The sequence below is a fragment of the Mycolicibacter sinensis genome (assembly GCF_001667945.1).
Classification (GTDB): Bacteria; Actinomycetota; Actinomycetes; order Mycobacteriales; family Mycobacteriaceae; genus Mycobacterium; species Mycobacterium sinense_B.
Map to the genome: position 1 here is coordinate 101,558 of NZ_LZJK01000020.1, position 19,333 is coordinate 120,890.

20 protein-coding genes are annotated in these 19,333 nt (G+C 68.5%); 11 read left to right on the plus strand and 9 right to left on the minus strand.

What is annotated here, in order from left to right; all coding sequences use genetic code 11:
- Window positions 1–7 precede the first annotated feature (7 nt).
- From A5694_RS01810 to A5694_RS01825, 4 genes are read left to right on the plus strand one after another with little or no spacing between them, the layout of a single operon-like run.
- On the plus strand, window positions 8–1,999 hold the full coding sequence (locus A5694_RS01810) for an acetyl/propionyl/methylcrotonyl-CoA carboxylase subunit alpha (protein WP_064920137.1): 1,992 nt from the start codon (window positions 8–10) through the stop codon (window positions 1,997–1,999).
- A complete protein-coding gene (locus A5694_RS01815; RefSeq protein WP_064920138.1) occupies window positions 1,996–3,174 on the plus strand; it encodes an acyl-CoA dehydrogenase family protein in 1,179 nt (392 codons plus the stop codon). Before A5694_RS01810 ends, A5694_RS01815 begins: the two co-directional genes overlap by 4 nt.
- Window positions 3,174–3,953 (plus strand): enoyl-CoA hydratase family protein, encoded by a 780-nt coding sequence (locus A5694_RS01820; RefSeq protein WP_064920139.1) that lies wholly within the window; start codon window positions 3,174–3,176, stop codon window positions 3,951–3,953. Before A5694_RS01815 ends, A5694_RS01820 begins: the two co-directional genes overlap by 1 nt.
- 56 nt (window positions 3,954–4,009) lie before the next feature.
- Entirely contained in the window at window positions 4,010–4,609 is a 600-nt protein-coding gene (locus A5694_RS01825) for a DUF1707 SHOCT-like domain-containing protein (protein WP_064920140.1), read from the plus strand.
- Here A5694_RS01825 and A5694_RS01830 read toward each other — a convergent pair.
- On the minus strand, window positions 4,606–5,232 hold the full coding sequence (locus tag A5694_RS01830) for a TetR/AcrR family transcriptional regulator (protein ID WP_109535563.1): 627 nt from the start codon (window positions 5,230–5,232) through the stop codon (window positions 4,606–4,608). The two genes, A5694_RS01825 and A5694_RS01830, sit on opposite strands and share 4 nt — an antisense overlap.
- Window positions 5,233–5,309: 77 nt before the next feature.
- Between A5694_RS01830 and A5694_RS01835 the strand changes: the two genes are divergently transcribed.
- From A5694_RS01835 to A5694_RS01860, 6 genes are all read left to right on the plus strand, one after another.
- Window positions 5,310–6,221, plus strand: a complete 912-nt coding sequence (locus A5694_RS01835; RefSeq protein WP_064920142.1) for an oxygenase MpaB family protein — start codon at window positions 5,310–5,312, stop codon at window positions 6,219–6,221.
- Window positions 6,222–6,302: 81 nt separating this feature from the next.
- Complete coding sequence (locus A5694_RS01840) at window positions 6,303–6,620, plus strand: DUF2563 family protein (RefSeq protein WP_064920143.1); 318 nt, start codon at window positions 6,303–6,305, stop codon at window positions 6,618–6,620.
- Window positions 6,617–8,092, plus strand: a complete 1,476-nt coding sequence (locus tag A5694_RS24435) for a hypothetical protein (RefSeq protein ID WP_064920144.1) — start codon at window positions 6,617–6,619, stop codon at window positions 8,090–8,092. The genes A5694_RS01840 and A5694_RS24435 overlap by 4 nt, the downstream gene beginning before the upstream one ends.
- 90 nt (window positions 8,093–8,182) lie before the next feature.
- Window positions 8,183–8,410, plus strand: coding sequence for a hypothetical protein (locus A5694_RS01850; RefSeq protein WP_125226059.1), 228 nt, complete (start codon window positions 8,183–8,185; stop codon window positions 8,408–8,410).
- An 18-nt stretch (window positions 8,411–8,428) separates the two neighbouring features.
- A complete protein-coding gene (locus A5694_RS01855; RefSeq protein WP_064920146.1) occupies window positions 8,429–8,935 on the plus strand; it encodes an LpqN/LpqT family lipoprotein in 507 nt (168 codons plus the stop codon).
- A gap of 23 nt (window positions 8,936–8,958) precedes the next feature.
- Complete coding sequence (locus tag A5694_RS01860; protein ID WP_064920147.1) at window positions 8,959–9,588, plus strand: class I SAM-dependent methyltransferase; 630 nt, start codon at window positions 8,959–8,961, stop codon at window positions 9,586–9,588.
- Here the strand turns inward: A5694_RS01860 and A5694_RS01865 are convergent.
- From A5694_RS01865 to A5694_RS01900, 8 genes are all read right to left on the minus strand, one after another.
- Window positions 9,573–9,920: a monovalent cation/H(+) antiporter subunit G gene (locus tag A5694_RS01865; RefSeq protein ID WP_064920148.1), complete on the minus strand. Its 348-nt coding sequence runs from the start codon at window positions 9,918–9,920 to the stop codon at window positions 9,573–9,575. The two genes, A5694_RS01860 and A5694_RS01865, sit on opposite strands and share 16 nt — an antisense overlap.
- On the minus strand, window positions 9,917–10,195 hold the full coding sequence (locus A5694_RS01870) for a monovalent cation/H+ antiporter complex subunit F (RefSeq protein WP_064920149.1): 279 nt from the start codon (window positions 10,193–10,195) through the stop codon (window positions 9,917–9,919). Before A5694_RS01870 ends, A5694_RS01865 begins: the two co-directional genes overlap by 4 nt.
- On the minus strand, window positions 10,192–10,719 hold the full coding sequence (locus tag A5694_RS01875; protein ID WP_064920150.1) for a Na+/H+ antiporter subunit E: 528 nt from the start codon (window positions 10,717–10,719) through the stop codon (window positions 10,192–10,194). Before A5694_RS01875 ends, A5694_RS01870 begins: the two co-directional genes overlap by 4 nt.
- Window positions 10,716–12,314 carry a Na+/H+ antiporter subunit D gene (locus tag A5694_RS01880; protein ID WP_234786475.1) on the minus strand — a complete coding sequence of 533 codons (1,599 nt, stop codon included), beginning with the start codon at window positions 12,312–12,314 and terminating at the stop codon, window positions 10,716–10,718. Before A5694_RS01880 ends, A5694_RS01875 begins: the two co-directional genes overlap by 4 nt.
- Complete coding sequence (locus A5694_RS01885; RefSeq protein WP_064920151.1) at window positions 12,311–12,754, minus strand: Na(+)/H(+) antiporter subunit C; 444 nt, start codon at window positions 12,752–12,754, stop codon at window positions 12,311–12,313. Before A5694_RS01885 ends, A5694_RS01880 begins: the two co-directional genes overlap by 4 nt.
- Entirely contained in the window at window positions 12,751–15,654 is a 2,904-nt protein-coding gene (locus A5694_RS01890; protein WP_064920152.1) for a Na+/H+ antiporter subunit A, read from the minus strand. The genes A5694_RS01885 and A5694_RS01890 overlap by 4 nt, the downstream gene beginning before the upstream one ends.
- Before the next feature lie 285 nt (window positions 15,655–15,939).
- On the minus strand, window positions 15,940–16,596 hold the full coding sequence (locus tag A5694_RS01895; RefSeq protein ID WP_064920153.1) for a response regulator transcription factor: 657 nt from the start codon (window positions 16,594–16,596) through the stop codon (window positions 15,940–15,942).
- Window positions 16,596–17,612, minus strand: coding sequence for a HAMP domain-containing sensor histidine kinase (locus A5694_RS01900; protein WP_064920154.1), 1,017 nt, complete (start codon window positions 17,610–17,612; stop codon window positions 16,596–16,598). Before A5694_RS01900 ends, A5694_RS01895 begins: the two co-directional genes overlap by 1 nt.
- A gap of 343 nt (window positions 17,613–17,955) precedes the next feature.
- Between A5694_RS01900 and A5694_RS01905 the strand changes: the two genes are divergently transcribed.
- The gene (locus tag A5694_RS01905; RefSeq protein ID WP_064920155.1) at window positions 17,956–19,332 is read left to right on the plus strand and encodes a PPE family protein, SVP subgroup; all 1,377 of its coding nucleotides are present in this window, start codon (window positions 17,956–17,958) and stop codon (window positions 19,330–19,332) included.
- The last annotated feature ends 1 nt before the right edge of the window (window position 19,333 follow it).

The following is a 19,333-nucleotide window of genomic DNA, read 5'->3' on the forward strand; positions in this document are numbered from 1 at the left end:
GACTCCCATGATCAGCAATGTTCTAGTGGCCAATCGCGGCGAGATCGCCCGGCGGGTCTTCACCACCTGCCGCCGGCTGGGCCTGGGCACGGTCGCGGTCTACACCGATCCCGACGCGGGCATGCCGCACGTGGCCGAAGCCGACGCGAAGGTGCGCCTGCCGGAGACCTCCTCGTACCTGTCGGCGGAGGCGATCATCGCCGCCGCGCGCGCCGCTGGCGCCGACGCCGTGCATCCGGGCTATGGATTCCTTTCCGAGAACGCCGAATTCGCCGCCGCCGTCCAGGCCGCCGGGTTGACGTGGATCGGCCCCCCGGTGGCCGCGGTGACCTCCATGGGCTCCAAGATCGAGGCCAAGAAGCTGATGGCGTCGGCCGGCGTCCCGGTCCTCGACGAGCTCGACCCGGCAGGCGTCACCGCAGCGCAGCTGCCGGTGCTGGTCAAGGCCTCGGCCGGCGGCGGTGGCCGCGGTATGCGGGTGGTCACCGAGCTGTCCGCGCTGGCCGATGAGGTCGCGGCCGCCCAGCGCGAAGCCGCCGCGGCATTCGGGGACCCGACGGTGTTCTGTGAGCGCTATCTGCCGACCGGCCGCCACATCGAGGTTCAGGTGATGGCCGATGCGCACGGCACGGTGTGGGCGGTCGGAGAGCGGGAGTGCTCGATTCAGCGCCGCCACCAGAAGGTCATCGAAGAGGCCCCCTCGCCGCTGGTGGAACGCATCCCCGGTATGCGCGACAAGCTCTTCGAGGCGGCCCGCCTGGCGGCGACCGCGATCGGCTACACCGGCGCAGGGACCGTGGAGTTCCTCGCCGACGAGGACGGGGCGTTCTACTTCCTGGAGATGAACACCCGGCTGCAGGTCGAACACCCCGTCACCGAGGAGACCACCGGCTGCGACCTGGTCGAGCTGCAGATCGCGGTGGCCGACGGCGCCCGGCTGGACCCGGAACCGCCTGCAGCGCACGGCTATTCGATCGAGGCGCGACTGTACGCCGAAGATCCGGCCCGGGGCTGGCAGCCGCAGGCCGGCCTGCTGCACGCCATCGACATCCCCGGGGTGGCCGCACGGTTCCACACCCTGTGCCGGCGCACCGGGGTCCGGCTGGACTCCGGCATCGAGGCCGGCTCGACGGTGTCGATCCACTACGACCCGATGCTGGCCAAGGTCATCAGCTATGCGCCCACCCGCCGTCAGGCGGCCGCCGTGCTGGCGGGTGCGCTGGCCCGCGCCCGGCTGCACGGGCTGCGCACCAACCGCGACCTGCTGGTCAACGTGCTACGGCATCCGGCGTTCCTTGACGGTGCCACCGACACGGCGTTCTTCGACACCCACGGCCTGGCCGAGTTGTCGGCACCGCTGGCCGACGCCGCGACCGTCCGGGCTTCGGCGGTCGCAGCCGCCCTGGCCGACGCCGGGCACAACCGGGCCACCGCGCAGGCATTCGGCTCCCTTCCGGGCGGCTGGCGCAACCTGGCGTCGGGATACCAGACGAAGACCTACGCCGACGATGACGGCACCGAACACCGGGTCGAATATCGGTTCACCCGAACGGGTTTGGTCATCAACGATGACGTCAGCCTGGTCTCGTCGACTCCCGACGAGGTGGTGCTGGCCGATTCCTGCGGTGTGGCGCGCACATTCACCGTTGCCCGCTACGGTGCCGATGTCTACGTCGACTCCCCCGCCGGTCCGGTGCACCTGGTGGCGTTGCCGCGCTTCCCCGATCCCGAGTCAGCAGTCGCGCAAGGGTCTCTGTTGGCGCCGATGCCCGGCAACGTGATCCGGGTGGGCGCCGAGCTCGGCGCCCCGGTGACCGCCGGCCAGCCGCTGATCTGGCTGGAAGCCATGAAGATGGAGCACACGATCAGCGCACCGGCCGACGGGGTACTCACCCAACTCAACGTCAAACCCGGCGATCAGGTCGAGGTCGGCGCCGTGCTGGCCCGCTTGGAAGCGGGGGCACATCCCGAACAGCAAGCAGAAGGAGACCCACTGTGACCGATCCGAAGAGCGACACCAGCTTCATCGAAAGCGACGAACGTCGCGCACTGCGTGAGGCGGTCGCGGCGATGGCCCGCAACTACGGTCAGGACTACTACCTGGAGAAGGCCCGCGCCGGTGAGCACACCGACGAATTGTGGAACGAGGCGGGCAAACTCGGCTTTATCGGCGTCAACCTGCCCGAGGAGTACGGCGGCGGCGGGGCAGGCATGTACGAGCTGTCGCTGGTCATGGAAGAGATGGCGGCGAACGGCTGCGCGCTGCTGATGATGGTGGTCTCGCCGGCCATCAACGGCACCATCATCTCCAAGTTCGGCACCGACGAGCAGAAGAAGCGGTGGATCCCCGGCATCGCCGACGGCTCGTTGACCATGGCGTTCGCCATCACCGAACCCGATGCCGGATCGAACTCGCACAAGATCACCACCACCGCGCGCCGCGACGGCTCGGACTGGATCCTCAAGGGCCAGAAGACGTTCATCTCCGGCGTCGACCAGGCGCAAGCGGTGCTGGTGGTCGGCCGCACCGAGGACGCCAAGACCGGTAACCTGCGCCCAGCGCTGTTCGTGGTGCCCACCGACACCCCCGGATTCACCTACACCCCGATCGAGATGGAGCTGATCAGCCCGGAGCGCCAATTCCAGGTATTCATCGACGACGTGCGGCTGCCCGCCGATGCCCTGGTGGGTTCCGAAGACGCCGCCATCGCGCAGCTGTTCGCCGGACTCAACCCAGAGCGCATCATGGGCGCGGCTAGCGCGGTCGGCATGGGCCGCTTCGCGATCGGCAAGGCCGTCGCCTATGTCACCACCCGGCAGGTCTGGAAAACCCCGATCGGGTCGCACCAGGGCCTGTCGCATCCGTTGGCCCAGAACCACATCGAGATCCAGTTGGCCAAGCTGATGATGCAGAAGGCGGCCACACTGTATGACGCCGGGGACGACTTCGGCGCCGCGGAGGCGGCCAACATGGCCAAGTACGCTGCCGGCGAGGCCTCCACGCGGGCGGTCGACCAGGCGGTGCAATCCCTGGGCGGCAACGGCCTGACCAAGGAGTACGGCATCGCTGCGGCGATCGCGTCGTCCCGGCTGGCCCGGATCGCGCCGGTGAGCCGGGAGATGATCCTCAACTTCGTCGCCCAGACGTCGCTGGGCCTGCCCCGGTCGTACTGATGGACACCCTGGTCTCCTACACCGGGCCGGAGCACACCGAAGACGGCTCGGCCCGGCTGACCCTGGATTCGCCACACAACCGCAACGCACTGTCGAGCCGGCTGGTCGCGCAACTGCATGCCGGCCTGCGCGACGCCGCCGCCGACCCCAACGTGCGGGTGATCGTGCTCGGCCACACCGGCAACACGTTCTGCGCCGGTGCCGATCTCAGTGAGGCCTCCGGCGGTGACCCGGGCGACCTGGCCGCTGACCGGGCCCGCGAGCTGGCAACCCTGCTACGGGCCATCGTCGAGTGCCCGCGGCCGGTGATCGCCGCGGTCGACGGTCACGTGCGCGCCGGCGGCATGGGGCTGGTCGGGGCCTGCGATATCGCGGTCGCCGGGCCGGCCAGTACCTTCGCCCTGACCGAGGCCCGGATCGGCGTGGCGCCGTCGATCATCTCGCTGACGCTGCTGCCCAAGCTGTCGCCGAGGGCCGCGGCCCGCTACTACCTGACCGGCGAGAAGTTCGGCGCGGCCGAAGCCGCGGATATCGGGCTGATCACCCTGGCCGTGGAGGACATCGGAGCGGCCGTCGCGGATCTGGTCGCCGACCTGCGGCTGGGGTCCCCGCAGGGGCTGGCGGCCTCCAAGGCACTGACCACCGCGGCGGTGCTGGCCGGCTTCGACCGTGACGCGGAGCGGCTCAGCCTGGCCTCGGCACGGATGTTCGTCTCCGACGAGGCCCGGGAAGGGATGCTTGCCTTCCTGCAGAAGCGTCCCCCCAGCTGGGCGGGTTAGCTACTGTGGGCAACCGTGCTTGCGTCCCGATCGGTTCGTCGTAGGCTCTTTAGCCGATGAGAAACTCAGCCCGGCGAAGCAACGACACCCCCGGCATGCGCGCGCGTGCCGCGGACACCGACCGGATCCAGCTGGCGCAGCTGCTCGGCGACGCCGCTGCGCAGGGCCAACTGCCGATGAGCGAGTACGAGGACCGGCTGGCCAAGGCCTACGCGGCGCAGACCTACGACGAGCTCGACGGGCTGCGCGCCGACCTTCCGGGTTCCTCGGTGTGCCCGCACCGCGGTGGCGACTGCAAACCCGCACCCTCCACGCTGCTGCTGGCGATCCTGAGCTCGTTCGAGCGGCGCGGACGCTGGAACGTGCCCAAGCGGCTGACCACGTTCTCGCTGTGGGGCGGCGGCGTCATCGACCTGCGTTACGCCGACTTCACCGCGACGGACGTCGAGATCAACGCCTACTCCATCATGGGCGGGCAGACCATTCTGCTGCCGCCGGAAGTCAACGTCGACATCCACGGCCACGGGGTGATGGGCGGCTTCGACCAACACGTCGAGGGTCGAGGCACTCCGGGCGCGCCGACGGTGCGCGTCCGCGGCTTCTCGCTGTGGGGCGGGGTGGGCATCAAGCGCAGGCAGCGCAAGCGGCGCAGCTAATCCCGGTACAGCGCCGGGTCGTCGAGCTGACCCAGTAGGGCGGTCAGCTGGTCCACGAGCTGGGCGGGCTGCAGGTGGATCTCCCCGGCCAGCCAGGCGCCGATCGTCTGGGCCACCCCGCCGACCACGAAATGCGCGGCCGCCTTGATCCGGTCGTTGCCCGGCACCTGCAGGACATTCTGGACGTGGCGGCCGGACAGCATCGCAAACAGCGCGCTCGACTCGGCCCGTTTGCGCACCAGCAACGCGTTGGTCAGCCGGGTGCTGAACAGCATCCTGCCGACGCGGGCGTCCCCGGCGATGGCCGCCACCAGGTGGGCCATGCCGGCGCGGGTCTGTTCGGCGTAGGGTGCCGCATCCACGGCGGCCTGGGTACTGGTGGCCAGGTCGTTGACCACCCAGTCGAAGACCGCGGCTACGAACTCGTCCTTGTCGGTGAAGCTCTCGTAGAAGTAGCGGGATGCCACACCGGCGCGCCGACATATTCCACGCACGGTCAGCTCGGTCAGGTCCCGAGCACCGAGCAGATCGAGGCCGGCCGCCAGCAGGCGTTCCCGCCGCTCGGCCAGCCGTTCGGCTGCCTGCACCCCCCGATACGGGCGCTCCGGCACGGCGGTCCCCATGTCCCCCATGTTGACATCGGCCCCGGGGCTCGGCAATATCAGGAAACCGACGTTCTCACAATTTGCGAGGTGCAGCCATGACGATCAGCGAGCCGATTCCCCTGGTGGAGCGTTCGGTGAGCGATTCTCCAAGCGCACTCGCGCCTCGTCGGCGTTCCTGGCTGCCGCAGGTCTCCTGCACCGACAACATGATGATGGGCGTGGCGCTGTTGGCCGGGCCGGCCAACGTGATCATGCAACTAGCGCGTCCCGAGGTGGGTTATGGCGTGCTGGAGAGCCGCGTGGAAAGCGGACGCGTCGACCTGCACCCGATCAAGCGGGCACGCACCACGTTCACCTATCTGGTGGTCGCAACCCAGGGCACCGACGAACAGCAGGCCGCGTTCCGCGAGGCGGTCAACAGTGCGCACCGCCAGGTTCGCTCGACGAACGACAGCCCGGTGAAGTACAACGCCTTCGACCGTGATCTGCAGTTGTGGGTCGGCGCCTGCCTGTACAAGGGCAACGTCGACATCCACCGCATCTTCCTCGGTGAGATGGACGACGAGCACGCCGACCGGCACTACCACAACGAGGGCAAGGCCATGGCCACCATGCTCCAGGTTCCCGAGGACATGTGGCCGCCGGACCGGGCCGCCTTCGACCGGTACTGGCAGGAGCAGCTGGACAAGGTGCACATCGACGACGCGGTCCGCGCCTACCTTGAGCCGATCGCGGCCAGCCGGCTGCGCGGCTTGACCCTGCCCGGACCGCTGCAGCGGGCCAACGAACGCCTTGCGCTGTTGATCACCACCGGCTTTCTGCCCCAGCGCTTCCGCGATGAGATGCGGCTGCCGTGGGACGCGCAGCGGCAACGCAGGTTCGACCGGTTGATGCGCCTGCTCCGTGGCGTCAATAATCTGCTGCCGCCGTTCCTGCGCGCCTTTCCGTTCAACGTGATCCTGTGGGATCTGGACCGGCGCATCCGCACCGGACGTCCGCTGGTGTAGCAGCTGCCGAGGTGAATTGACGCGGCCCCGTCCGTCGGTAATCTTTGACTACCCCGACCAGGCCGACGGAAGGTACAGGCGATGGACGTCAACCCCCACGTGTTGCGCACCGGAGCCAATGTGTCCGATGACGCCGGTGGGCACGCCGATACGGGTGCGCAGCGCCTCGGGCTGGCCGGGGTGAGCACCGGCATGTTCGGTGATTTCGATGCCGCCCACAGCTTCCACGCGGCGCTCGGCACCGCCAAGGACGGCCACCGCGAGGCGCTGCAGAATCACCACCAGAACCTCACCGGCATCGCCGAGAACGTGCGCACCGCCGCCAGCACCTTCACCCGGATGGACGACCACAACGCCAAGCTGCTGCGAGACATCACCGCCGACGGCACTGGCCAGTGAGCCGCCCGGCCCTGCAACACCTGCAGATCGCCGACCTGATCGCCCACGCCGGCGGTGACCCGTGGGCGGTCGACGACAGCCTGCAGGCCGGTAGCCCCACCCAGATCAACTTCCTGGCCCAGGCGTTCCATCAGGCCGCCGGCTCGGCCACCGCCGCCGAGCAGACCTTCCAAACCGCCCAACAGCACTTCCAGCAGTACAACCGCGAAAACGGTGAACAGCCGATCAACAACGGCGCCGAAGTGCAACGCGTCAAAGATGGCCTGCACGCCACCAAAGAGCAGCTCGGCCAGATCGCCGCCGACCTGGAGACCATTGCCGGGGATCTGGCCCAGGCCCGTGCCGCCTCACAGGCCAACATCACCGCGCTCAACGCCAACCTGCTGGTGCTCGACGCCCAGATCGGGGTCTACCTCAGTCAGGCGAGCCAGGGCCAGAACCACGACGCCGACATCCAGCAGGCTCGTCAACTGGCCAATAACGACGCCGCAACAGCGCTGCACAACGCCACATACATCCGCGACAACTACTCCACGAGCCTGCAGCAGGCGCTGACCAACCTGCGGGTCAAGGACGGCTACGACCCCGATATCCGCAAGTACGACGCCGAGGCGGCACCGGCCGGCGGGGCGGACGGCGGGGCCGGGGCTGCGAACGGCACCCCCGACGGCCGCCCGGGCGCCGATGGTGGCGCCGGCGGCAACGGGGCGTCTGCTCCCTCCGGCGCCCCGACCAATGCCGACGGCGGGGCCGGAGGCAACGGCGGCGCGCCCAATGGCACCCCGCCCCCGGTAGGCGACGCCGGCAACGCGCCCGGTGCGCCGGCCGATGGCAAAGCGGGTGACGGTGGCGCCGGCGCCCCCGGGCCCATCCCGCCCTGGATTCCGCCCGGTACACCGGTGATGACCCGCCCCGGTGCCCCACCGGCGCCGCCGAGCCAACCCACCCAGATCAACGGCAAGTGGGGCAACGTCGGCGACGGCCTGGCGGCGGCAGGTGGCCAAGCCAACGCCCCCTGGGTCCGTCCCGACTTGCCCGCCTTCGCGCCGGGCGGCTCACCGAACCCCGGGATTCCCGGTGGCGGCCTGCCGATGCCGCAAGCCATGGAGAGCGTCGAGAAGTTCGGCAAACGTTTGGGTTTCGCGGGGAACCTCATCACGGTGGCGAACGGGGCGATGGAGATCCAGAACGATGTGAGCAACGGAGCCTCCTTGAGCACCGCCCTGGTCGATGTCGTTCCCAAAACCGCGGGTGATGTCACCGGAGGGTTGGTGGGCGCCGGCCTGGGAGCCCAGACCGGCGCAGAGATCGGCGCGACGATCGGTACCTTCTTCGGCCCCGGGCCCGGAACCGCCATCGGGGCGGTCGTCGGTGCCGGTGCCGGGGCGGTGGTCGGCGGCTTCGTCGGCAGCGAGTTCGGAAAGAATGTGGGCGAGGGCATTTCGAATGCTTGGCACGGCCTGTTCGGCTGACCTGCACGGCAAGGGAGATCGATCACCATCAGTAACGCAAACGGCTTCATCGGGGTCGCCCTGCTGGTCATGCTTTTCATCGGGATTCCGGTGGACCCTCACAAGGACGCAAGGTCGAAGTGGCTCTACTGGGTCGTCGGGCCGATGGTGTCCGCCACATTCCTGGCGATTGCGTTCTACAGCTCGATGAACAAGTCCGAGACGACGGACCTGATCGGTGCGGTCGTCGCCGGGGCGATCTTCGCCTACCTGGGCTTCGGCGCTGGCTACGTCCGCAAGCGCTGGCCGATCGGGCGCTGGCCTGGTTCTCGTTCTTGACGTACCGAAAGGACCTTCATGGAAGCCGTCGACCAGCCGCCCGGCGAGGGATCGATCACCTTGGATCCCCGCGACGCCGACGAACCGACGATCACCCTCCCCCGCCCGCCCGGCTGGGAGTTCATGCCCAGCAACGACTCCCCGCCGCTGCGCGGGGTGCTGTTCAACCAGGAGCTGCGCCGGCACGGCTTCACCCCCAACGCGGTGGTGACCCTCGAGGAACTCACCGGCCAGGTCGGGCTTCCCGCGCAGGCTTTGGCCAAGGAGCGCGCCGCGGTCGCCAACGTCGTCGGCGAACTCGACACCGATGTCCCCGGCACGGTGTCGGGATTTGCGAGCCGAACGATCACCTACAACCTGCAGGGCCGGCCGGCGACCGGGCTGATCATCGCCGTGCAGAACGCCAAGGACCGGATCTGGGCGCTCACCCTCACCATCCAGACCACCGACCCGGATAACCCGCACTACATCGCCGCCAAGCAGGCCATCCTCGATTCGCTGGAAGTCCGCCTGCCCGTCCAGTGACCCCGCCCTGCGACAATGCACCCATGGTCGAGCAGAGCCTCTGGATGCAGAAAGTCGCCGCCGATCCCGGGCACTCCCAGTGGTACATCGAACGTTTCCGCCAAATGGCCCGTGCCGGTAAGGATTTGGCGGGCGAAGCGCGTTTCGTCGACGCGATGGCCCCGCGCAGCGCCCGCATCCTCGACGCCGGCTGCGGTCCCGGCCGGGTGGCGGGCGTCTTGGCGGCGGCCGGTCATGACGTGGTCGGTGTCGATGTCGACCCGGAGCTCATCGCGGCCGCCGAGCAGGATCATCCCGGGCCGCGCTACCTCGTCGGCGACCTGGCCGAACTCGACTTGCCCGCCCGCGGCATCGCCGAGCCGTTCGACGTGATCGTGTCGGCCGGCAATGTCATGACGTTCGTCGCCCCGAGCACCCGCGTCGAGATCCTGCGCCGGCTGCACCGCCACTGCGCCGAAGACGGGCGCGTCGTCATCGGTTTCGGCGCCGACCGCGACTACGGGTTCGACCAGTTCTTCGACGACGCCGCGGCCGCCGGGCTCACCACCGATCTGCTGCTGGGCACCTGGGACCTGCGGCCCTTCACCGGCGATTCGGATTTTCTGGTCGCGGTGCTGCGGCCAGGTCAGCGCCGCCCTCAGCGCGAGGCCTGATCCTCCTCGCTGAGTTCGCCCAACTGGTCGAAACTGAGCACCTCGGTCATGTCCTGTTCCTGGTAGGCCAACCGGCCGACCCGGTGCGCAACGACCGGCGCGGTGATCAGCGTGAAGATGATGCTCACGGTGACCATCCCCGCGTCGTGGCTGCCGCGCAGCCGGATCAACGCACCGGCCAGCACTAACAGCAGGCCCAGCACCTGCGGTTTGGTGGCCGAGTGCATTCGCGCCAACGTATCGCCGAACCGCACCACCCCGATCGCCGCCGTCAGCGCCAGCACGGCCCCGGCGAGCACCAGCACTCCGGCGATCACGTCGAGAACGATCATGGCTGCCTCCGCAGTTCGGGATCGTCGGGCACCCGGAACCGGGCCACGCTCACCGATCCGATGAAGCCGACCAGCGCCAGTGCCGCCAGGCTGTAGGTCGCCGTGGTGTCCCGGCTGACCGCGGCCCAGATGCCGATACCGCACATGGTCATCGCGGCCAGCGTGTCCAGCGCCACCAGTCGGTCCAGCGTGCTGGGCCCGGCCAGTAGCCGATACATGGTGATGATCGCGGCGGCCCCCAGCAACACGCCCGCGGTTGCCCAGATGACGGTCATGCAGTTCCTCCCGCCGGCTGCCATTCGTCGTCGCGCTCGAAAGCGGCTATCAAAAGTCGCTCTACCTGGGCGACCTGCGCGAGGAACCGCTCGACCGACCGCGCCGATCCGGCATCGATCACGTGGCAATACAGAATCCGGCGCACCTGGTCGATCTCCAGCACGATCGACCCGGGGATCAACGTGGTGATGGCCGAAGCCAGCACCAGCACCAGATCGGATTTGATATTCACCGGCACCCGCAGCACCCCGGTCAGTGGTGGGGGGCCGGGCTTGATCGCCAACCACATCAGTTGGAAGCTCGAGACCAGCAGATACCAGGCGAACAGCCCCGCCAACTGCAGCATCGCCAGCGGATGCACGCGGCCCTGGACCGGCACCGGCGGTAACGGCAGCAATACCAGGATCAGCGTCGCGACCACCACCCCGACGACGATGTTGGGGATGGTGAACCGGCCCCATAACAGCGTCCAGATGGTCGCCAACGCCGACACCGCGAAAATCCGCAGCGCTATCGCCCTCACGAGTCACCCCCCGACAGCACGGCCGAGATGTATTCGCCCCGGTCGAGGACCTCGGCCGCGGCACGCTCGCTGTAGGCGAAGATCGGGCCGGCCAGCGCGGTCATCGCCAGCCCGAACCCGATCAGGGCGAGGGTGGGGGCCAGCATCCAGGTCGGCATCCGGCCCACGTCGTCGCGGTCGTCGTAGGCGACCTCGGCGACGTCGTCGAGCAGCACCGGCGGAGTGGCGTTGACCAGCGCAGCCTCGGGGGCATCGACCCGCCGGCGCCAGAACGCCCGTGTCCACACCCGAGCCAGCACATACAGCGTCAGCAGGCTGGTGACCACAGCGCCGCCCACCAGACACCAGGCCAGCACCGAACCGTCGTCGGCTCCGGCCTGCAGCACCGCGGTCTTGCCGATGAAACCTGAAAAAGGTGGGATACCACCGAGGTTGAACGCCGGAATCAAGAACACGAACGCCAGCAGCGGATTGGCGCCCAAGCCGCCCAGGCGCTGCATCGACGATGCACCGCCCTGGCGTTCGATCAATCCGGCCGCCAGGAACAGTGTCGTCATCACGATGATGTGGTGCATCACGTAGAAGATGGCGCCGGTCATGCCCAACCGGCTCGACAGCGCCACTCCGAACATCATGAAGCCGATGTGGCTGACCAACGTGAAGGACAGCAGCCGCTTGATGTCGCTCTGCGCGACGGCGCCGAAAATTCCGACCAGCATGGTCAACAACGCCGCCACCAACAACACCGAGTCCAGTCCGCCATCGGGGAACAGCAGCGAATGCGCGCGGATGATCGCGTAGACACCGATCTTGGTCAGGATCCCGGCGAACACCGCGGTGATCGGTGCCGGCGCGGTCGGATAGGAGTCGGGCAACCACGCCGACAGCGGGAAGACGGCGGCCTTGATGCCGAACGCCACCAGTAACACCGCGAACACCGCGCTGCGGGTCCCGGCGGGCAGGTCGCCGGTGCGGGTGGCCAGCTCGGCCAGGTTCAGCGTGCCGGTCGCGGCATAGACCAGGGCAATACCGAACAGGAAGATCAACGATGACGCCATCGACACCATCACGTAGCCGATGCCGGCCCGGATCCGTTCGGCGCTGGCCCCGATGGTCAGCAAGACGAAGCTCGCGGCCAGCAGCATCTCGAAGCCGACGAACAGGTTGAACAGGTCACCGGCCAGAAAGGCCAGCGAGACGCCGGTGGCCAGGGTCAGATAGGTGGGCAGGAAGATCGACACCGGCTGGCGGTCGTCGCCGTCGCGCACGCCCTGCCCGATCGCGTAGACCATCACCGTCAGCAGCACGATCGCCGACACCACCAGCATCAGCGCCGAGAGTCGGTCGACCACCAGGGTGATGCCCAGCGGGCCGAGCTTCTGCTCCGTCGGCCCCCAGCCGCCGACGTGCAACACCAGCGTCCCGTCCCGGTCGGTCAGGTACAGCAAGGCGGCGCTGACGGCGGCCACCGCGCACAGCACCGCGATGGTGATCGGGCGCTGCACCCTGGGACGCCGGCCGACGATGAGGGTCAGGGCGGCACCCAGCGTGGGTAGCAGCACCGGCAGCGGCATCAAGACGGCGGCGAGACTCACCGTGGCTCCTCACTGACGGCGTCCAGTTCACCGGCGGGCACCAGCACACCGGGGTCCTCCTCGGCGGCGATGATCTCCTCGTCGGAGAGCTGAGACACCCGGGTCGCCTCCCAGTCGTCGCCGATGTCCTCGGTCGTCGTCAGGTGGTAGGAGCGGTAGGTCAGCGCCAGCACGAACGCGCCGATGCCCATGGTGATGACGATGGCAGTCAGCACCATGGCCTGCGCCAACGGGTCGGCGTCGGTCTCCATGCCCTCGGTGCTGTTGTAGATCGGCGGGCTGCCGCCCGGCCCGGAGACATCGATGATCAGCAGGTTGATGGCATTGCCGATCATCATCAGGCCCAGCAGCGTTCGGGTGAGGCTGCGTTCCAGCAGCATGTACACCCCGCACGAGGTGAGGCCGGCGGCCATCAGCAGCGGAACCAGATGCGCGGTCATGACACTCCTGCCAGCGATCGGGCGCGGGCCTGCGATTCCAGCTCCTGGTCGAGCCGGACGCCCAGGCTGCGCAACACGTCGAGCACCATGCCGACCACCACCAGGTAGACGCCGATGTCGAAGAACAATGCGGTGACCATCTTGACGTCGCCCACCACCGGCAGGCTGAACGACAGCACCGCCGAGGACAGCACCGGAGCACCGAGCAGCAGCGACCCCAGCGCCGTGCCGCCGACCAGGCTCAGCCCGACGCCGAGAATCTTCCCGGAGTCCAGCGGCAGCGTCTCGCCGAGCTCGTATCGCCCGCCCGCCAGATAACGCAGCACCAGCCCCAGCCCGGCGGCCAGCCCGCCGGCGAAACCACCGCCCGGATAGTTGTGCCCGGCGAACAGGAAATACAGCGAGACCACCATGATCAGCGGGAAGATGGCGCGGGTCGCGACCTCCAACACCAGCGACCGCTGGTTGGGATCGTGGTAGGCGCTGCCGCGCAGCCAGGTGGTGGATCCGATCGCCGGACTGTACGGGGTGGCCGGGACGACCAGGCCGGCCGTGCGGTGCGCACCGGCATCGGCGATGCGTGGTGCCCGGCCGAACCGCCGGGTTCGGAAGACCATCGAGGCCACCCCGGTCGCGGCCACCAGCAACACCGAGATCTCGCCGAGGGTGTCCCAGGCCCGGACGTCGACCAGCAGCACGTTGACGGTGTTGGCGCCGTGGCCGCGGACATACGCGGCCTCCCCCAACGCCACCGAGACACCGTCCTGGCTGCGGGCCGCCATCGCGAAGGCCGCCAGCACCGCGACGCTGATGCCCACCGACACCGCCAGCGCTATGCGCGGCAGCCGGTTGCGCGCCATCGTGGGCCGCTCCGACTCCGCGGGAAGCGTGCGCAACACCAGCACGAAGATCACCAGTGTCACGGTCTCGACGAGCAACTGGGTCAACGCCAGATCGGGTGCGCCGTGGAAGGCGAACGCCGCGGCGCAGCCGTAGCCGGTCACACCGACCATCAGCACCGCCGACAACCGGTTACGCGCCACCGTGGCACCGATACCGCCGGCGACCACCAGCACCGCGACGGTCAATTGCAGCGGGGTGTCCCACAGCTGCAGATCGACTCGGTTGCGCGCTCCCAACGCCAGCGCCGTCACCGGAAGCAGCACCAGCGTCGCGAAGATCATCGCCTGGTTGATGGGCAGTGAACCGCGTTGGGTGACCCCGGTCAGCCGCACGGCCGCCACATCGAGCACCCGAAGGAAATCGTCGTAGAGCTGATCGGCCTTGCCCAGCGGCAACCGGCGCAGCCGGGTCAGCCGCAGCGGACCGCGTGCGACGAAGACACCGGTGCCGACCAGCAGTACCGCCGCCGACAGGTACACCGGTAGCCCCGCGCCGTGCCACAGCGCCAGGTGGTAGTCGCTGCCTTCGGGCACCGTGTCGGCGTAGCCGTGCAGCACCGTGTCGAGGCCGAGCGCACACAGACCCAGGATCAGGCTGGCAGCGGCGAGCACCGCCGGGGGCACCAAAAACGCCGCGCGCGGGCGGTGCAGTTCGGCGACGTGGCGGCTGGGCGCGGTACGGCCTTTACCGGCGAAGCCGCCCCACAGAAACCGTGCACTGTAGATCACGGTGAACATCGAGGCGAGCACCGCGGCGCCCAACACGTACGGGCCGGCAGCCCCCAGGGCCGGGGCCTGCGCCTCGGTCCCGAAAATGGTCTCCTTGGCGATGAAGCCGACGAACGGTGGCACCCCGGCCATGCTGGCCGCGGCGGCGGCGGCGATCACGAACAACCAGGGGCAGCGTCGTCGCAGCCCGGCCAGCTCGCGTAGGTCGCGGGTGCCGGTGGCGTGGTCGATGATGCCGACCACCATGAACAGCGTTGCCTTGGCCGCGGCATGCGCACACATGGCGGTCAGCCCGGCCAGCATCAGATCGGCCCCGCCGGCTCCGACCAGCATGATCATCAGCCCCAGTTGGCTGACGGTGCTGTAGGCCAACAGCAGCTTCAGGTCGTACTCGCGGACCGCGCGCCACCCGGCCAGCAGGGCGGTGGCCAGACCCAGCACCACCACCGTCGGCCGCCATCCCGGCGAGTCGGCGAACCCCGGCGTCAGCCGCGCCACCAGATAGATCCCGGCCTTGACCATCGCAGCGGCGTGCAGGTAGGCGCTGACCGGGGTCGGCGCCGCCATCGCACCCGGCAGCCAGAAATGCAGCGGGACGATCGCCGACTTGCTCAGCGCGCCGACCAGCACCAGCAGCACGCCGACGGTGACGACCGTCCCGGACGGCGGATCGGTGACCAGCTCCGAGAGCAGGTACGTGCCGGCGGTGTTGCCCAGCATGATGATGCCGACCAGCATGGCCAGGCCACCGGCAGTGGTCACCAGCAACGCCTGGGTGGCGGCACGGCGGTTGATGGAGCGTTCGGCGTAGTGGCCGACCAGTAGGAACGACAGCACCGTGGTCAGTTCCCAGAAGACGTACAGCAGCAGCATGTTGTCGGCGACCATCAGCCCGAACATGGCCCCGGCGAACCCGACCATCTTCGCGGCGAAGCTGGGCAGCCGCGGATCGGTGACCGCCTGGGCGCTGACCGGGCGGAAGTATTCGGCACAGTAGAACAGCACCAGGGCGCCGATGCCCAACGCCAGCACACTCATGATCGCCGAGAGCGCGTCGAAGCGCAGTGCGATGTTCAATGCCAGGCCGGGCACCCACGACACCACCGTTCGGTGATCGTCGGCAGGGCCAGTCGGCCAGTTCAGCACCACCCACACCAGCGATACCAGCGGAATCAAGCCCAGCGGATAGAACGCCGACCGACCCCACCTACGCACTAATGCCGGTGCCGCAGCGGCGCCCACCGTGTGGGCAAGCAGTATCGCTAGCATCACGCTCCACAAGACGAATTGATCCAAGCAATGGAATCAGTTCTGGTACAACACATCTGATACACGGGCGGCGCCGGGCAGCACCACAGCCGGTCGCGACAACGACAGGCACATCGAGCCCCGCTCAAACGTGCACTGCATCTCCCACCGCAACTAATTCCAGTTTCTGTGCAGATGCGGCCGCGCGCCATGGAATACAACCCCCATTCGGTGGGGGGTTGAACCCCCATCGGGCCCAATGGCGGCGTCCGGCTGCGCCCGGCTCGGCCGCGCTTGCGAACGCCGCTAGGCCTCGATCAGGCCCGCCCTGATTGCGTAACGGGTGAGTGCCAAGCGGTCGCGCAGGCCCAGCTTCTGCAGGGTGTTCGTCCGGTGGCGGTCGACGGTTTTGGCGCTGATCCCCAGTGTTTTGGCGATCTCGCGCGCTGAGAAGCCTTCGGCGATCAGCTTCAGCACTTCCTCTTCGCGCGGGGTGAGAATGTTGTCCGGTAAGTCGTCGCCCTGCCGGGAGCGGTGCAGGTAGTCCCGGATCAGCGCGGTCACCGCGCCGGCGTACAGAAACGGCTCCCCGCGCATGGTCGCCCGGCACGCCTCGAGCAGGTCGCGGTCGGCCACCGATTTCAGGACGTAGCCCGACGCGCCCGCTTTGAGGGCTTCGAAGAAGTACTGCTCGTTGTCGTGCATCGACAGCATCAGCACCCGCACATGGGGATGGCTGCGGTTGATCTCCCGGGCGGCCTGCAGCCCGGTCATCCGCGGCATCGCGATGTCGAGGATGGCCAGGTCGACCGGGGTGTTCTGCAGGGCTGCGAGCGCCTCGGATCCGTCGGCCGCCTCCGCCACCACGCACAGGTCGGGCTCGGCATCCAGGATCATCCGCAGCCCACTGCGCACCAGGGCGTGGTCGTCGGCGAGCATGATGCGCGCCGGCTGTAGCACCATCACTGGCCTCCCGCGCTCGCTCGGGCCGGCACCACCAGCTTGACTTCGGTTCCCTCGTTGCTCGGGGATGTGATGGTCAGGGTGGCATGCACCAGCAGGGCGCGTTCGCGCATTCCGGTGATTCCGGCGCCTTCGACGCTCACCCCGCCCTTGCCGTTGTCGGCGATCCGCAGCGTCAGCTCTGATTCGGCGTTGACGTGCAGGTCCAGCCACGCCTTCTGCGCTCCGGAATGGCGGGCGATGTTGGTCAGGCTCTCCTGGGCGATGCGGTAGCAGACCAGGCTGAGATCCGGGGTCAGCTGATCGGCTTGTGGGGCAACCTGTTTGACGACGTCGATGCCGGTCGCCTGGGTGAATTGGTTGCACAGCGCCTGCAGTGCGCTGCGCAGGCCGAGGTCTTCCAGCGCATCCGGGCGCAGCCGGCGGGCGATGCTGCGCACCTCGTCGAGGCTGGCCCGGACGATCTCCTGGGCGTCGGCGAGGTCACCGCGGATCTCCGCGGGAGCCGCGTCGACGGCCCGCTTGAGGGTGAGCAGAGCGACGGTGAGGGTCTGACCGATCTGGTCGTGCAACTCCCTGGCGATGCGCTGCCGCTCGTTCTCCTGCACGGTCAACGCCAACGCACTCGAGGAGGCCCGCTCCGATTCGAGCCGGTCCAGCATGCCGTTGAAGGATTCGATGAGATGGTGCAGGTCACCGTCGCCCGGGTCGTGCACCCGGTCGGTGCGCCGCAGCAGATCGACGCGCCTCATCGACGCCGCGAGCCGATCCAGCGGCGCCAGGCTCGACCGCAGCAGCAGCGCGTTGGCGCCTACCACGACCGCCAACCCGACCACCAGGACCGGAATCTCGGTCAGTCGGACGGGCCCGGAAACGGTTGCCGGCGACATGGCGAGCACCAGCGTGCCGAAGGTGAAGACCAGACCGTTGATCAGAACGACCCGGCGAAACAGCCCGCGCGCGGGCGCCCGCGCTCGCCGCCGAAACCTGTCGACGACCGCTGTCCAACGGTACATACCACCACCATCGTCTTCGTCGCACCCGATTGTCCATACGGGTTGCCGCGGCCCGCGAATGGGTGTCAAACACCATGGCGACCGACCGGTACCCGCTCGGAGAATGGAATTACGTCCTCCAGAGCAGCGTCGGCGTTGACGGCGCGTATGCCATCCCGGGGTGTTGAGCGCGCGGGAGATGCGGTGGGCGGATTGATCGAAAGATCAGACCGGCAGCAACCCAGATGCCTCAGATCACCCAGACCGGAGGGATGCACCTGCAATGAACCACATTACCGGCGCGCACCCACGGGCCACCGGTAACAGCGTGGTCCGGATGCCGCAAACCGCCCGGGGTTGAGAAATGGATTTCGCGGCGCTTCCACCGGAGGTGAACTCCGGGCTGATGTATGCCGGGGCCGGCCCGGGTCCGATGCTCGCCGCTGCCACGGCGTGGGATGGGCTCGCCACCGAACTCCACCTGGCCGCCACGGCCTATGCCTCGGTGGTCTCTGGGCTGACGAGCGGGCCATGGTTGGGCCCCTCCTCGGCGGCGATGGCGGCCTCGATCACGCCCTTCATCTCGTGGTTGCATGCCACCTCCGCCCAGGCGGAGCAGACCGGGATGCAGGCCAAGGCCGCCGTGGCCGCCTACGAGGCGACGTTTGCGATGGTGGTGCCCCCACCGGTGATCGCGGCCAACCGGGCTGCCTTGCTGACCTTGTTGGCCACCAACATATTGGGGCAGAACGCGGCGGCGATCGCGGCCAACGAAGCCCACTACGCCGAAATGTGGGCCCAGGACGCCGCCGCGATGTACAGCTACGCGTCGCTGTCAGCGACCGCGACCGTGTTGGAGCCGTTCCAGCCGCCACCGCAGACCGCCAACCCGGCTGGGCCGCTGGGCCAAGCTGCCGCACTTCAGAACGCCGCGGGTAACACCGCAGGCAGCAACGCGCAGACGTTGCCGTCTCAGCTGGCCTCTACGCTCCAGGGAGCCGGCCCGACCCAGGCCGCACCTACCGTGCTGCCGATGCAGGCGGAGCCGCCCCTGGGGCTGCTCGACCTGCTGGGCATTCTTGCCGACGAGACGGCCCTCGGTATCGCCCTGCCGTTGTCGGTCGTCGCGTTTCCGTTGTCGGTCATCAGTCTTGTGATGGCCGTCGAGGCGGCGTATTACGCGGAGATGGACTCCCGAGAGATTTTCGACACCCAGGATTTGCTGTACGGCGGCCAGCGAAACATCTTGGAGGCCCTGAGCCAATTGGGAGCGACGACGGAGGTGCCGTCGACCGAGAACCTTCGAGTGCCCCACGAGTCGGTCAAGGTCGGTCGCGCATTACCGCTCGGCGCGTTGTCGGTGCCGCCGAATTGGGCCGAGGCAGCCCCGGAGATCCGCCACGCCAGCTACTCGACACCGCTCAGCAGTGCCGCCGGTCCCTCGCCGGCCGGGCTGGGAACAGCATTCGGTCAGATGGCCCTGGCGGGTATGGGCGGCAGTGCGCTGGCCGGCGCCATCAATCAGAACCGCGGCCAGCAGGGCAAGCCGACGGCCGCTGCCGAGAGCAAGGCGCCGGCGCAATCATCGGACGCATGCTCGCCGACTGCGGCGCCTCAGCCACCGGCGAACTCGGTCATCGAACTGGCCGCCGGGATCCGGGAACTCGGCCAACTCCACGACGCCGGATACCTGACCGAAGCGGAGTTCGCCGAGCAGAAGCAGCGGCTGCTGTCCCGGTGAG